A 14,541-nucleotide genomic window follows, 5' to 3' on the forward strand; every position below is an offset into this window, starting at 1 on the left:
GACAATTAAGGTGAAGACTCTAATAGCAGTACTACTGGTGGCATCAACCGCACTAGCTCAAAGAAATCTCAAAACGGATGAGGACCTGCGCGGTGCCAAACACATTACCGTGATTTTAAAGCTCGGAGCGGTAGACCTCGGACTGAGAAAGAGCAATGATCCGTCAAAAGCATTCAAGATTTTCTATTCGTACTCAGAGGAGGAGAAAGTGCCGCGCTTGAGCTACGATGTGGACGGTGATGAGGGAACTTTCCGTTTGTCGAACAACAAAGGGGATGACGATTATTCCTTCTGGCGTTTCCACAATACGAAAGACTCAGTGAATCTTGAGCTGTCACAATCTGTCCCGATGTCGATGACTGCAAATTTTGGGGTGTGCGACGCCAATGTCGACCTCGGTGGAATGAAAGTCACCGACGCGGCGTTTTCCACCGGAGTGTGCAGTTTCTCTCTTAACTTCTCCACCCCGAACCAAATTCAATGCGAGAAGGTCACGATAAAAGCGGGTATCTCGAGCATCTCCGTCAATGACTTCGCCAACGCACGCGCAAAGTCGATCGACCTCGAGGGCGGGATCGGTTCGATCAAGGTCGATTTCGGCGGAAAGTTCACGACTGACTGCGATGTAAGAATAAAGACGGGTCTCGGATCGGTAGATATTTCAATCCCATCGGATATCAATACTACCATCACGACTCCTGAGAGTTTTCTGACGGGCGTCGATGTGGCGGGATTCTATTCGGAGGGCGGCGGTGTCTATCGATCAAAGATGACAACCGGTCCCTACCTTCATATCATGATTGAATCCGGAATGGGCGGAGTAAATATCAAGAGCTACTGAAATAATTTGAACTTAGCGACTCCTTGCTGTGGCAAGCTGTCGATCTGATCCTTCCCCTCAAGTACCACTAAAGAGAACGATGCCTCAGCAGAACTCATCTCGCCGCAGTTGAGTGCGATTGCGATGTTCTTGTTCATATTACAGCTCAGAGTAATGCGTTTCCCCGGCTCGTAGGCTTCGCATCTGAAAACAGGGTCCCTGCCCACCTCAAATTTCAATCTCCACGGTGAATAGAAATCTACAATAATTTTTTCGGAAGCCAATTCTCTTGAAGGTTCAATCCTGAGATAAATACTTTGTTGATCGTTCCCGAACATCAATCGCCGAATCGTCAACCCTGAACGCTGCATGGATCCGCTGTCATCCTCGTGACCGATCGATCCGGCCTGTTTCCAATCTTGGAGACGATCGGGGCGATTGATATCGGGAGTAATAATTCCGCTGGGCTCGGTTTGGACCAAACCTGGGAGCTTGCGTTTGATCGGATCGTTCAGGACTTTAGGAGGCTCCTCACCGATCAGGAGATACATTCGTTTCAGATGGTACCTGAAGAGTTCGTCGAACTTCACAGACTCCACAGACTTATGCTCATCACCGTACCACCAGCACCAGTCTGAACCCTCGGCGATCATAATTTCCTTGTAGGCCAGCTCTCTCTTTTTTTTCGATATCCTTTTTCCTGCCTTACTGAACGACTCGCGCGCGTCGTGGAGCAGGTCCCATGCTTTGTTGTCTTCCGGATGTCCGATCCAGATGTTGAAATTTCCGTTTATCCAGGATCCGGGCTCGATGTGCTTCAATACGTTTCCCGGTTTCACTTTCATTTTCGAAGGCAAAGCAGTTTCAAGACGGTCCTCATGCTCGAAAAGATGGTAGAGCGTTCGCAAGAAGTCTTTGCCGTCACTTTGATAAAACTCCCAGGCATTTTCTCCATCAAGCACGATATTCGCCGACGCGTACTTCAGTAATGCCGGTCCACCCTTATTCAATATCATTTCTCTGATCTTCAATAAGCGCGAAATGAAATCTCTCGCTGCATCGTCAGGGCTCCATCGGGAATAAGCGAAGCCGATGAGATCTGAAAGTGTATGATCCCTGAAGAAAATATTTGTTGCCGATTTTCCGGACTGATACCTGTAAGCAAAGTACTTCTCCGCGAATTCGCCTGCGGAGGCGCGTCCCTGATTTGCGAGAGTCTTCCGGAGGATACCTTCGTCGGTTGCGACCCAGCCTACCCCTGATTTTGCGAATAGGGCAAGGGCGTCATCGCTCACTGAACCTTCGCTCGGCCACATCCCCGCAGGATTTTTTCCGAACACCTTCTTTGCGTAACGCAACGCTGATTCGATCTGGTACTTCGCGTCTTCCGGGTGCCTGTAATGTGTAATCGGAAGATTGATTCCCGGGTCCGCTCTTTTCGCTATTTCGGTATCACAGAGCAGAGGTAATATTGGATGATAAAACGGTGAAATGGCAATTTCAATTTGTCCGTCACGAGCCGCCTTCCGATGATGGGAGACAATCCTTCTTAGAATTGTCATCTGGGCGTCGAGGAGATCCTTCTTTTCCGATTCCGAAAAATTCCTTCCCTTGTCGAGATATTGCTTGAACGGCGGGTCAAATCGGGAGTATTCGCCGACCCATGCCAGGTTCCACCATACCTGGAGATCGCGGAAATCCTGCGATGTGAATCTCTTTGCCGATGAATAAAGATCCCGCTCATTCTTCACCGGCCCTCGCTTCTCCAGGAGCTCCTCGTATCTCTGGTATCGGCGGACCATGCGGGATTCGTTCGCGAAGAAGAAAGTCTTCAACGCCTCTATTCTATCTTCATCAGTAAAAGACTCCGGGTCCTTCTGCGAAAGGAGAAGTGCTAAGTCTTTTGCCCCCGTCGTCAGGTAGTCTTCGATTTGTTCGAGGAGGGACGGCGCAAAATTAAACGTCTGCCTGATTGTCGGGTAATCGTCGAGGATTCTCACCATGTCCCAGTAGTCTTTGATGCCGTGCATTCTAACCCACGGCATGAGGTACGTGCCGTCAGTCTTGTAATAAGGCTGGTGATGATGCCAGATGAAGATTACCTTCAGCTTATCGACGCCGGTCACCTTGGGGAAAAGTCGGGGCCGTAGGGTGGAGATTCGCTGTCCCACTGCGGGTTAAGAAGACGATAATCGCCGAAGCCCGTGTCGTCCAGGAATTCAAACGTCCGATTCCTCTGGTAGTAGTACCAGACCTCGTAGGGTTTGCTGTCGATCTCGAAGGGATGCCTGTCGACACTATTTGGCGGCCCGAACATTATGTATATCATGCCCATATCGGATTTCCACCCAGGGAAGTAGCGGCTGAAGTGAGCGTTGGCATATGCGACTCGTTCATAGTAGACTTCCATCGGAGGATTCTGATGCGAAGAGGGGTTCGGATTGAATCTCTGCCAGAATTCGATGAATCTCTTTTCCTTAACGAAAATGTCAGGCGGAGATTTTATGCTGTCGATCGTCCTGCTTCTCGCGACGTAAAGCATTTCGTCAGCCGCCTTGTCGAGATCCGTTATTGTCAGGGGGAGCTCAGGGAAATGGATCGTAAAGAAGCGCGTTGCGGCCGCCAGCACTTCGGCATCTTCACTCGAAGATCTTTTGAGACTGATGCTTAACCTGTACGCGCCCATCGCGAGCGAGTCCTTCGGTATGGATGCAAATTCCTGATTGGCACCGACAGCACCCTTCATCCATTCGCCGCTCGAGTAGGCCACAGAGTTCTTCGGACCGAAAATCTCCGTGACCGCGAGAACCGAATCTGATGGCTTTTGAAAGTAGATCTCATAGAAAACTGGGAACGATTTCTTCTGAGATATTACGTTCTCATCGACATTCGGGACGATGACGTGTTTCCCCTCAGATTGCGATGAGCCCTTCAACAGCATTATGTCTGACATCGACTCCGGTTCACTTGAGAAATCTCGTGCCACAAAAGCACGTTGCGCCATATATGATTTCTTGGTTTCCGAATCGGTGACTGCGACCTGCAGGGTGTACGAGCCAGGTTTGACGGTAAAATGTCTTTGTGAGGACGAGAATATATTCGGATCGACGGTTTCGTCAAACTTCTTAGCGACAGCCTTCTCATTCCAGCTTTCCGACAATACCGGATTCCCGTCGCTGTCCGTTAATTGAAGAAAAATCTCGTACGCGGAATAAAATTCATTTCCTTCCTTTACGAATTGCAGCTCGTTATAAGGGATCTGAAAATAGAAATCGAGCCTGCTCTCGCTTGTAGCGGATCTGAAATTGAGCGCATCAAAATAGAAGTGCGGAAGAGAGTATGATTGGTTGGACTGCATCTCGACTTGCGCTGAAACCCCAGTCGATAGAAGAACAAGCGCGATTAACCACTTAACGGACATCATCCACCTCCTTAGACGGCGGTGCCGTACAAATCGTGTTCGTATGCGTCGTCTATAATCATTTCAACGAAACTTCCCACCTTCGCGTTTCCTCCGGGTGCGACCACCACTTCGGAATCGATCTCAGGGGCATCAAATTCCGTACGTGCTATGAATTCACCATTATTCTCCCTGTCGACCAGGACTCTCAGCTTTTTTCCCATTTTCTCCTTGTTCAGATTCCATATGATCGACCTTTGTGCTTCCATAATCGCCGCGTGCCGCCTCTCCTTCTCTTCCTGAGGCACCGGATCTCCGAGTATCGCTGCAGTCGTCCCGTCTTCGACCGAATAGGTGAAAGCACCCAGCCTATCGAACTTGAATTCGTTCACAAACTTGTACAACTCTTCAAATTCTTTCTCTCCTTCAGCAGGGTAACCGACAATCAGGGTGGTCCGGATTGCGATCCCCGGTACTTTTTCCCGGATCCTGGTCAGTAATTCTTCAAGTCTTCGCCTGGTAATTCCCCGGCGCATGGACTTCAGGACCGGATCGCAAATATGCTGAATAGGAATGTCGATGTACTTGCAGATCTTCTTGCTCGCACTCATGACATCGAGTACTTCTTCGGGAAACTTCGAGGGGTAAGCGTACATAAGTCTTATCCACTCGATCCCCGGAACCGCATCAAGTTTAGATAGAAGTCCCGCCAACTCGCGGTTCCCATAGATATCCAGGCCGTAGCAGGTTGTGTCCTGCCCGACAACTATCAGTTCTTTCACACCTTTTTCCGCGAGAAGCTCGGCCTCATGGATTACCTGCTCCACAGGTTTCGACACGTGCACTCCGCGCATAGAGGGGATTGCACAGAACGAACACGGATTGTCGCATCCTTCCGAAATCTTTAGATACGCATAATGAGAAGGAGTGGATAGCACACGGTCGCCAAGCATTTCATATTTGTACTCAGCTCCGAGCTCCTCCAAAATGTCTGCGAGTTCTCTCGTACCGTAAAACGCGTCGACTTCATTCATTCCTTCCCGAAGTTCTTTCTTATAGCGCTCAACGAGGCACCCGGTAACAACTACCTTCTTAAGTCTGCCCGAATTCTTCTGCTGAGTGACCTTTAAAATCGTCTCTATCGATTCCTGCTTTGCCGCATCGATGAACCCGCACGTATTTATGACGGCGATGTCTGCGTCCTTAGCACTCGCTGCGAACCCGAATCCGTTCGCCTTCAGCTGTGCAGCGAGGACCTCGCTGTCGACTTGATTCTTCGGACAGCCGAGCGTTATAAGATGAATTTTCTTTTCCCTCATGCATCAATTTACCGTAGCCTTGAATTCATTCCAATGGTGCAAAGAGGCGGATGGAGCGCCGAATCCCTTCAAACATTTGAAAATTGAAACTTCGGCCGCTGCAAATTATATTAGTCCATAGCTTCAAGTAAGAATGTTATTTATGCTGAAGTAGCTCAGCGGTAGAGCAGCGGTTTCGTAAACCGCAGGTCGTGGGTTCAAATCCCACCTTCAGCTCTCCTCTCCGAATGCAGCCTTTATCGCCGTGGCGGCTGAGCGTGAAGGAACGGTCTTTGATCTGAATTCCTCCTGCCAGGTTGTTCTGAACATGACCCAAGTTGAATTAGTTGCTCTATTTTGTTGTTCCCTGAGTATGAATCACAACTTGCTCACACGAATTTAGAAATGGATAAGATTCATTGAAGAAGTACGACTTAATAATCATCGGTGCGGGTCCGGCGGGGATCTCCGCCGCAGTCGAGGCGGGAAAGACGGGCCTCTCGGTATTGCTAATTGACAAGGGAGCGATTGTAAATTCGATTCAAAATTTCCCGACAGAAATGATATTCTTCTCAACCGCTGAGTTATTGGAAATCGCGGGCGTACCATTCATCTCGACGGCTACGCATCCGACGCGGGCGGAGGCGGTCAGCTACTACACAAGAGTCACAAGGGCGCATTCAATTGAGTTCAATGGCAATACACGGGCGCTCTCAGTCGAACCGCGCGGAAATCGTGAAGGCCGATTCGTCGTGGAGATGATGCGAGACTCCGCATCACTCTCGGATTTTGTATCCGCCGATAATGTCGTTGTGGCAACCGGATTCTACGACAATCCGAATTTGCTCAAGGTGCCCGGTGAAGAGCTCCCCAATGTTTCGCATTACTATGGCGAACCGGGTCGGCACTATGGACAGCGAGTCGTAATCGTCGGCGGAAAGAACAGCGCCGTAGAAGCTGCGCTTGACCTCTATAGACACGGGGTCAACGTGATATTGATTCACAGGCAGGACTGGTTCGGGAAGAGCGTCAAGTATTGGATCCTGCCGGACATTGAGAACCGGGTCCGCAAAGGGGAGATCCGGACGCACTTCAATTCGAAAATCATCGCGATAAGATCGGACAGGATTATCACGGAGATGGGTGGGGAGAAGTTCGAGGTGGAAAGCGATTTCGTGTATTTGCTAACCGGGTACCATCCTAATGTAGAATTTCTCGGTCAACTCGGCGTAATGGTTGATTCAAATACGGGTGTTCCACACCACGATCCGTCCACCCTTGAAACAAATGTCGGTGGGATCTATGTCGCGGGGTCCATCGTTGCTGGATTTGATTGCAACAAAATATTCATAGAGAACGGGAGAGAGCACGGCAAACTCATCGCTGCCGGGATAATGCGCGAGCGCGCTCACTCCGGAGTGATTTGATGCCGCTTCATCTAACTGAGCACGATGTATCGCGGCTGGTCGGAATTGATGACGCGCTATCGGCAGTTGAAAGCGTCGGGAGATCGATGGCGGCTGGAGAGGTGGTATTCACTCCCAGGAATAGACTCCGCATGCAAAACGGATTTCTTCATTTTATGCCGGCATCTCTTGAGAAGGAGGGTGTTTTCGGTTACAAGGCATACACAAGCTTTCGGGGCCAGTCGAAATTCCTTGTCTACCTGTTCGATAATAGTTCGGGCAAACTCCTCGCGGTGATCGAGGCTGACAAGCTGGGTCAACTAAGAACCGGGGCCGCAAGCGGTGTGGCCACGCGGGTCCTTTCAAAGAAAAATGTGGAATATCTTGGATTGATTGGATCGGGTTATCAGGCCGAGACTCAGCTGATGGCTCTTGCCCGAGTCAGGGAGTTCAAGGCAGCGAAGGTGTTCAGCAGAAACCATGACCACGCCGAAGAATTCTGCGAAAAAATGCAGAAAGAGGTCCGACTTTCACTGAAGGCGGTAAAGGATGTTACCGAGGTCGCTGAGGCTGATGTGATCGTAACTGCCACCTCCGCTGCTACGCCGGTCCTGAACGGAGATTATTTGAGAGTCGGCTGTCATGTCAATGCTATCGGTGCAAACACGCTGATCAAGAGAGAACTCGACGAGAAGACTGTCGAGCGGGCGGGCGTAATTGTGATCGACAGCCGCGAGCAGGGAAAACTCGAGTGCGGGGATTTTATTCCTCTCACCGAGAAGGGCAAGCTTCATTGGAACAACATCCTAGAATTCCAGGATCTCTTCAACGGACATGCGAAGCGGAGCAGCGAAAAAGAAATTACTATCTTCAAATCCCAGGGAATCGCACCATGGGACGTTTCCCTTGCGAAATTCTTGTACCAGCGGGCCACAGAGGAAAAGGCCGGACGACAAATCGACTTATGACCCCGAGCCACGAAATAATTTCCTCATTGTCATCTAAAGTCAATCTCTTCGGCATGACTGTCGACGAGCTGAAAAGATATTTCTCGTCGATCGAAGAACCTTCTTACAGGGGTGCGCAGATATTCGGGTGGATATATCAACGCGGCGTTAATGACTTCAGCACGATTACTGATTTCACTAAATCGCTTAGGATGAAACTTGAAAGCATCGCGGAGATTAGGCATCCGGAGGTTGTTCGCACGGAGGAATCGCCGACCGATGGAACCATAAAGTTCCTAATCCAACTCTCAGATGGAAACAACATAGAGACTGTCCTGATCCCGAAAGAAAAATCCCCCGAAGAGGGAGGACTGGTTCGCGAGACCGTTTGTGTCTCCACGCAGGTCGGTTGCCCTCTTGATTGTCTGTTTTGTGCAACCGGTGCAATGAAATATTCGCGCAATCTAACAGCCGGTGAGATACTGTCGCAAGTTTACATTGCCCAACGCCGCGCAAAGAAGCGGATTACGAATGTAGTTTTCATGGGCATGGGTGAACCGCTTCTGAATCTGGAGTCGGTGCTCGGAGCGATAAGAATATTGACCGATGACAGGTCGGTCAACATAAGAGCAAAAGCGATAACCGTATCAACTGCCGGCATTGTGGACAAACTGCCCGCCGCCGCGGATGAGAAAATAAAATTCAGGTTGGCTGTCTCACTTCACAGTCTCGACGACGGAATTAGAGACATGTTAATGCCCATAAACCGGAAGCACGGGTTGGACAAGCTTATTCCTGCGGTGTCGGAATTCGCCCGACGCAGGCGGGACAGGGTCACTTTCGAGTACATTCTCTTTGACGGGTTGAACGACAAAAAATCGGATGCGGCTGGACTCATAAAATTGTCACGCACGATTCCGCTAAAGATAAATCTTCTTCGATACCATCCGCTCGATCATTTGAGCAAAGTCGGTTTGCAGATAAATCCAGAAGCGCTCGGGTTGAAACCAAGTGATCGAATTGAGGAATTTGCGGACATCCTCAGGTCAGCGGGGATAACTGTGTTCGTCAGATCGAACGCAGGAGAAGACATCGATGGCGCTTGCGGTCAACTTGCAGCAAAAAACAATCGAAAGAAAAAATACGCAAAGGTGAATGTATGATAATCATTCTGTTCGGGCCGCCGGGCGTCGGAAAGGGAACGCAGGCGAAAATTCTGTCGAGGAAAAATAATATTGTCCATATCGCGACCGGCGACATTTTAAGAGAAGCCATCGCGCGGGGATCGGAACTCGGGAAGAAAGCGAAATCATTCATGGATCGCGGGGAACTCGTCCCGGATGATGTCGTAATAGGTATCATTGAGGACAGGCTAAAAGAAAAAGATGCGCTGAAGGGATTCGTGCTCGACGGATTCCCAAGGACCTTGCCCCAGGCTGAAGCGCTCGACAAGGTCTTCTCAAGATCGGGGATACGAGTCGACAGTGTTGTGATCATGGAAGTCGACAAGGATGTGTTGATGGAAAGGCTCACTTCGAGGCGCGTCTGCCGGAACTGCGGATCGATATTTAACCTGCAGGCGGACCATCTTGCCGGTCCGAAGTGCCCGAAATGCGGCGGCGAGCTCTATCAGCGTGACGACGACAAACGCGAGACTATTGAGCGCCGATTCGAAGTCTATCAAAAACAGACAAAACCGGTCAGAGAATTCTATTCAAAGAAGAAAATGCTTATCGAAGTGGATGGCATCGGAGAAATAGATGATGTGACAAAAAGGCTGGACGAAGCCGTCTCAAGAAGTCGCAAAATTTGAATTGTTGATTACGGGCACTTTTGTTATTTTCATCAGGCTCTAAGTTCTTCATAAAATCAAGGAGGAAATATGCGTAAAACCATTTCCGCAGTTATGGTGGTCTTCGTGCTTGCTGGCTTTGCGAACGCGCAGGATCTCGGTTCCAGCCTGGGCAAAGTGGCATCCCCGTACGCCCAAGCGTACGTTGCCCCGTTTGTTAATTCGTTTGGCGTTGATATGAATTCCGGTCTCTTCCATGGAGCGACCATGACCGGCTTGCTCCCCTTGGGACTTCACCTTTATATAGGCGTACAGGTCGGCGCAGCTTTTGTCGGGAGTGCCGACAAGTCTTTCTCCCTCAGCTATGAGGACACCGAGTACATAACGATCGGCGGTGTAACTACCGCTCATCCTGCCACGGTGACCGCCCAGGGACCGACAATCTTTGGGGACAAGACTCCCGGGTCTGTCACTTACACTCCACATGAGGCACTACTTCCAACGACAACTCAGCCAACGATAGGCGGATTGGTCAGCACGAGCATCGCTCCTCTTCCGATTCCCCAACTCGGACTGGGGACACTCTTCGGAACTGACGTCATGGTACGATTCCTTCCGAAGATCAAATTGTCGAGCTACGGTTCTTTGCAACTCTTCGGCTTCACCATAAGACACAGCATCAGTCAGTATATTCCTCTGGTGCCGGTAGATGTCGCAGTGCAACTCGGAATCCAGAATTTCTCAATCAAAGACTCGACGGGTGGAAACCTCCTGAAGACTTCCGCTTTTGCGGCCAACGTTGAAGTGAGCAAGACGTTTGCTATCCTCACCATTTATGGCGGACTTCAATACGAAAGTTCAAGCGTCGATTTTACTTATTCGTTTACTCCGAATCCAGGTGCAACTCCGATACCGGTATCATTCAACATGAAAGGCAAGAACCATTTTAGAGTTCTGGCCGGACTCAGCCTCGGACTTGGCCCATTAACAATAAACGGCGATTATGACCTTGGCGCAGTCAGCTCGGCGACTGTGGGCGTTGGTTTTTCCATTTAGTCTCGAGTAATAAATCTCACAGGCTGCAAGATTGATGAAACCTTGCAGCCTTTTTTGTTTGTTGATTTGACTAGACAATGAATCTAGATTTATTTAAAAGGAGCACCATTTGAGACTTCGACTTCTTTCCCGCGCCGCGTTTGTCGTCTTTGCGGTCCTCATTGCGAGCGCCTGCATGTGTGCACGCGCTCTTGCCAACGCGCATGGCGGCAACCGTGCATCTGCGCCGCAGGAGAGGACCACGACAATAAATCCCGCAAAACTTGCCCTTCCCGGAGTCGTGGTAGTCAAGTTCAAGCCTGGTGTTCAACAATCGCTGCAGGATCTCTACAACGTGCCCGAGCTTCCGGGCAGGATCTTGAAGGAAGCCGATCTCGCTTCAATGAAGCCGATGCTCCAAATGCTGAGGATCAAATTGGACAAGTCCTCAGCGCTCTTGAATAATATTTACATCATCCATTATTCCGGCTCAATTACTCCGGCATTTCTGTCTCAGTCCTTAATGAAGAACCCGGATATTTTGTACGCAGAACCTCACTACATTTACAAAATCAATGATGTCACATTCACTCCAAACGATTCACTTCTCTCAGATCAGTATGCGCTTCCGCTGATACAGGCATTTCAGGCGTGGGACGTTACGCAGGGCGACACATCGGTCGCAATAGGGATCGTTGACACGGGAGTGGACTGGATGCATCCGGATTTGTACGCGAACATCTGGCACAATTGGAAGGACATCAATAGCGGATGGAGCGGTGACGCTGACGGCTTTGTCGCTGACTCTATTGGGTGGGATTTCGGCGGGAGCAGCGGCGCCCCGGACAACAATCCCATGGAAGATGCACCGTACCATGGAACACATGTTGCGGGTATCGCTGCCGCAGTTTCGAATAACTCCATAGGTATCGCCGGCGTGGCGCCGCACTGCAAGATAATGGCGGTTAAAGTTGCAGAGGGCGACCAGGTAGATCCGAGCTCCGGTGAACCGTACATTCTCTATGGCTTTGAGGGGATTGCGTACGCGGCTGACAACGGCGCGAGAGTAATAAACTGCAGCTGGGGCGGCGTCGGTTATTCTCAGTTCGAACAGGACGTGATCAACTATGCAACTTCGGAGGGCGCTCTCGTCGTGGCGGCGGCAGGAAATGATGGTAATCAGGAATTCCAGACACCTGCCTATTATGACAATGTGCTCTCTGTTGCAGCAACCGACGCTCAAGACTCAAAGACTTATTTTACAAATTACAGTTACAATGTCTCGGTTTCGGCTCCAGGAATGTCAATCTGGTCGACCTGGGGTACCAATACCTACGCAGAGCTGAGTGGAACATCGATGGCAACGCCATGTGCGTCCGGGGTAGCAGCCCTTGTTGCGAGCAAATTCCCGCATTATACACCGGAGCAAATACTTGAACAGGTTCGAGTCACCTCGGATAATATCGATACAATAAATACAAATACCGGCTATGTCCATATGTTAGGTTACGGACGCGTAAACGCGTATCGTGCCGTCACCGTCTCTTCACCCGCAGTGAAGATAGACAATATCGTATGCAGCGACTCGGTGTTTGGAAATAACGACGGCAATTTTACTGACGGCGAGACTATCCAGGTATTCGGGACCGCCACCGACTTGTTGAATCCTGCGACAAACCTCCAGCTCACTCTGACTTCCTCTGATCCCTATGTCACCGTCGTAAATAGTAATTTGACTATTGGGGCTCTTCAGACACTGGCTAGCAAGAGTCTGAACAGCAATCCCATGAGCTTCAAAGTCGCGGATGGTGTACCCGCCGGACACATAGCTACATTTCTCATTGAGATTCGGGACGGGAGCTATAGTGACTACAAAGTGTTCGCTGTCTTGCTGAAGCCTCTTTTCAACCAGCTGAAGGCAAACGATGTCCTAACAACTATAACGGCGAAAGGAAATATTGGCTTCAACGATTATCCGGATAATTCACAAGGCATAGGATTTATTTATTCGCCGGACGTTAACAATGTCCTCTTCGAGGGAGCGTTCATGGCAGGGAAGTCAAGCTCAAACGTAGTGGACGTCGCCCGCGATTCCACCGGTAATGAGGAGTCGAACGATTTTCTACCGTCGGCGTTGGTGACGGTACAGTCACCCGGTCCAACGGCGGATCAGGAAGGTGTTGCTGTTTTCAGCGATAGCATCGCATTAAAAAATATGATGGGAATTCATGTTACTCTCCACACCTATGCGTTTGAAAGGGATTCGACAAGCAATTTTGTCATCCTCAAATACACAATTCACAATCTCAATCCCACACCGATCAACAATTTCTTCGGCGGGCTCTTTCTCGATTGGGATGTAGGTACCAATGGCGCGAATAACATTGCGGCGTATGACAGATCTTACCAACTCGGTTACGCGTACGATACGACGCGCTCTCAAAGGACATTTGCCGGTTGCGCCTTACTGCAGGGCGGGAGTCCAAATTTCACGGCAATAGATAACGCGGACCCTGTCAACGGAATCTACCAGGGGTTCACGAAGCTCCATAAGTGGCAGGCGATGTCGGAAGGTATACTTGATCCGAAAGCGGGTCCGAGCGATGTGTCGATGGTCGTATCGGCAGGCCCTGTTGTTATTCCACCGAATCAAGATACGGCGCTGGTCTTCATCCTGGCAGCGGGGGATACGCTGCAAGATCTCGAGCGCGCGGTAGTAGTGGCAAGAGAAATCTATGGCACGCCGACTCAGGTCGTGACTCCGCCGCCCATTCCGGTGATAGCTTCACTTGCCCAGAACTTTCCAAATCCATTTAACCCCAGCACCACAATCCAGGCAAACGTTTTCTCAAAGTCGAGAATTACGCTGGAAGTCTTCAACATCCTGGGTCAGAAAGTGAGAACTATTGCAGACCAAGAAGTTGAGGCCGGCATTCGCAATTTCATTTTTAATTCTGAGAGTCTGCCAAGCGGGGCTTACTTCGTCCAGCTGAAAGCGGTTTCCGGAACCCAGACTTACATCGACCGGATCAAAATTGCCATAATAAAATGAGTTTAACTATTTGCGGAATCGACCCAGCAGAAATTTCTTAAGCGAATCGAAGTCGGAAAAAATATCATCGGCACACCCGATCACCCAACTCGGTATTTTCGAAACCGGCATACCGAGCACCAAATAGACGGGCTTGCCGAATAAAGCCGCGACCGTAAGTTCTCCCTTCGTCCCTGCCCCGCGCTGCGCGCTTTCATCATAAAAACAAATCAGGTAATTGCTGCGCAGAATTATTTCCCGGCTATCCAGGTTTACGATTTCTCGCGCGACCTTCCGGTGAATCGTCAGATCTTCTTGCTTGCTTAGTCTGAAATCTAATCCGGGATGTTCAGTTGAGAGAAACACTTCGCTCGCCCTCACGGGATTGAACGACTCGTGAGCCAGAGACTCTTTCAGCCACTCCTCTATTCCCGATCTCCAATCAGCCCCGTAATTTTCTGCATACTCCATTCCTCCTGAGAGATAGGCTGTCATCTTCACGGACAGAAGATAGCGAACTGCCGTACCTCTTGCAAAACGGAATCGACTTTCCGCCTTGCTCCGCGAAAACAAAATGAAGTCTCGCGAAAAAAATATTTAATTTATACTTGACATTTCTTTCCAGATTATTATATTGAATTAGTTCTTTACAAATCATTTTAACTTCATCGAGAAGGGTGGAGGGATCAGGCCCGACGAAACCCTGGCAACCGTCCCCGTCAATTGCGGGGAGTCCGGTGCTAACTCCTGCCCATGATATTCTGCATGGGAAAGATGAGCCAGAATCAGAACCTCTTCTTGCTATCTTTCTG

Annotated in this window: 11 protein-coding genes, 1 tRNA gene and 1 riboswitch; of the genes, 8 read left to right on the plus strand and 4 right to left on the minus strand. The window is 49.8% G+C overall.

The window, feature by feature from the left end; all coding sequences use genetic code 11:
* The first annotated feature begins 10 nt into the window (after positions 1–10).
* On the plus strand, positions 11–841 hold the full coding sequence (locus VIS48_04480; protein ID HEY9165395.1) for a hypothetical protein: 831 nt from the start codon (positions 11–13) through the stop codon (positions 839–841).
* Here the strand turns inward: VIS48_04480 and VIS48_04485 are convergent.
* The 3 genes from VIS48_04485 to rimO are packed head-to-tail and all read right to left on the minus strand — an operon-like array spanning position 835 to position 5,539.
* Entirely contained in the window at positions 835–2,946 is a 2,112-nt protein-coding gene (locus VIS48_04485; protein HEY9165396.1) for a glycoside hydrolase, read from the minus strand. The genes VIS48_04480 and VIS48_04485 overlap by 7 nt on opposite strands.
* Positions 2,943–4,241, minus strand: coding sequence for a GWxTD domain-containing protein (locus tag VIS48_04490; protein ID HEY9165397.1), 1,299 nt, complete (start codon positions 4,239–4,241; stop codon positions 2,943–2,945). Before VIS48_04490 ends, VIS48_04485 begins: the two co-directional genes overlap by 4 nt.
* Before the next feature lie 11 nt (positions 4,242–4,252).
* Positions 4,253–5,539, minus strand: coding sequence for a 30S ribosomal protein S12 methylthiotransferase RimO (gene rimO, locus VIS48_04495; protein HEY9165398.1), 1,287 nt, complete (start codon positions 5,537–5,539; stop codon positions 4,253–4,255).
* A gap of 144 nt (positions 5,540–5,683) precedes the next feature.
* Between rimO and VIS48_04500 the strand changes: the two genes are divergently transcribed.
* From VIS48_04500 to VIS48_04530, 7 genes are all read left to right on the plus strand, one after another.
* Positions 5,684–5,755, plus strand: a tRNA-Thr gene (locus VIS48_04500).
* Between the two features lie 182 nt (positions 5,756–5,937).
* Positions 5,938–6,945 (plus strand): YpdA family putative bacillithiol disulfide reductase, encoded by a 1,008-nt coding sequence (locus VIS48_04505; protein HEY9165399.1) that lies wholly within the window; start codon positions 5,938–5,940, stop codon positions 6,943–6,945.
* Positions 6,945–7,892, plus strand: a complete 948-nt coding sequence (locus tag VIS48_04510; GenBank protein HEY9165400.1) for an ornithine cyclodeaminase family protein — start codon at positions 6,945–6,947, stop codon at positions 7,890–7,892. Before VIS48_04505 ends, VIS48_04510 begins: the two co-directional genes overlap by 1 nt.
* Before the next feature lie 26 nt (positions 7,893–7,918).
* Positions 7,919–9,034, plus strand: coding sequence for a 23S rRNA (adenine(2503)-C(2))-methyltransferase RlmN (rlmN, locus tag VIS48_04515; GenBank protein ID HEY9165401.1), 1,116 nt, complete (start codon positions 7,919–7,921; stop codon positions 9,032–9,034).
* Positions 9,031–9,684 carry an adenylate kinase gene (locus tag VIS48_04520; GenBank protein ID HEY9165402.1) on the plus strand — a complete coding sequence of 218 codons (654 nt, stop codon included), beginning with the start codon at positions 9,031–9,033 and terminating at the stop codon, positions 9,682–9,684. Before rlmN ends, VIS48_04520 begins: the two co-directional genes overlap by 4 nt.
* A gap of 69 nt (positions 9,685–9,753) precedes the next feature.
* A complete protein-coding gene (locus VIS48_04525) occupies positions 9,754–10,719 on the plus strand; it encodes a DUF6588 family protein (protein HEY9165403.1) in 966 nt (321 codons plus the stop codon).
* 109 nt (positions 10,720–10,828) lie between these two features.
* Entirely contained in the window at positions 10,829–13,750 is a 2,922-nt protein-coding gene (locus VIS48_04530; protein ID HEY9165404.1) for a S8 family serine peptidase, read from the plus strand.
* Between the two features lie 6 nt (positions 13,751–13,756).
* On the opposite strand, the gene VIS48_04535 is transcribed toward VIS48_04530, so the two are convergent.
* On the minus strand, positions 13,757–14,200 hold the full coding sequence (locus VIS48_04535; protein ID HEY9165405.1) for a hypothetical protein: 444 nt from the start codon (positions 14,198–14,200) through the stop codon (positions 13,757–13,759).
* A 191-nt stretch (positions 14,201–14,391) separates the two neighbouring features.
* Positions 14,392–14,510, plus strand: a riboswitch (SAM riboswitch).
* The last annotated feature ends 31 nt before the right edge of the window (positions 14,511–14,541 follow it).

Source organism: Candidatus Kryptoniota bacterium (assembly GCA_036567965.1).
Lineage (GTDB): Bacteria > Bacteroidota > Ignavibacteria > Kryptoniales > JAKASW01 > JAKASW01.

Excerpts from the sequence above, each read along its gene's own strand:
- VIS48_04520 (HEY9165402.1), top strand. The coding sequence starts at position 9,031 with ATGATAATCATTCTGTTCGGGCCGCCGGGCGTCGGAAAGGGAACGCAG.
- rimO (HEY9165398.1), bottom strand. The coding sequence starts at position 5,539 with ATGAGGGAAAAGAAAATTCATCTTATAACGCTCGGCTGTCCGAAGAAT.
- VIS48_04525 (HEY9165403.1), top strand. The coding sequence starts at position 9,754 with ATGCGTAAAACCATTTCCGCAGTTATGGTGGTCTTCGTGCTTGCTGGC.
- VIS48_04535 (HEY9165405.1), bottom strand. The coding sequence starts at position 14,200 with ATGGAGTATGCAGAAAATTACGGGGCTGATTGGAGATCGGGAATAGAG.
- VIS48_04490 (HEY9165397.1), bottom strand. The coding sequence starts at position 4,241 with ATGTCCGTTAAGTGGTTAATCGCGCTTGTTCTTCTATCGACTGGGGTT.
- VIS48_04510 (HEY9165400.1), top strand. The coding sequence starts at position 6,945 with ATGCCGCTTCATCTAACTGAGCACGATGTATCGCGGCTGGTCGGAATT.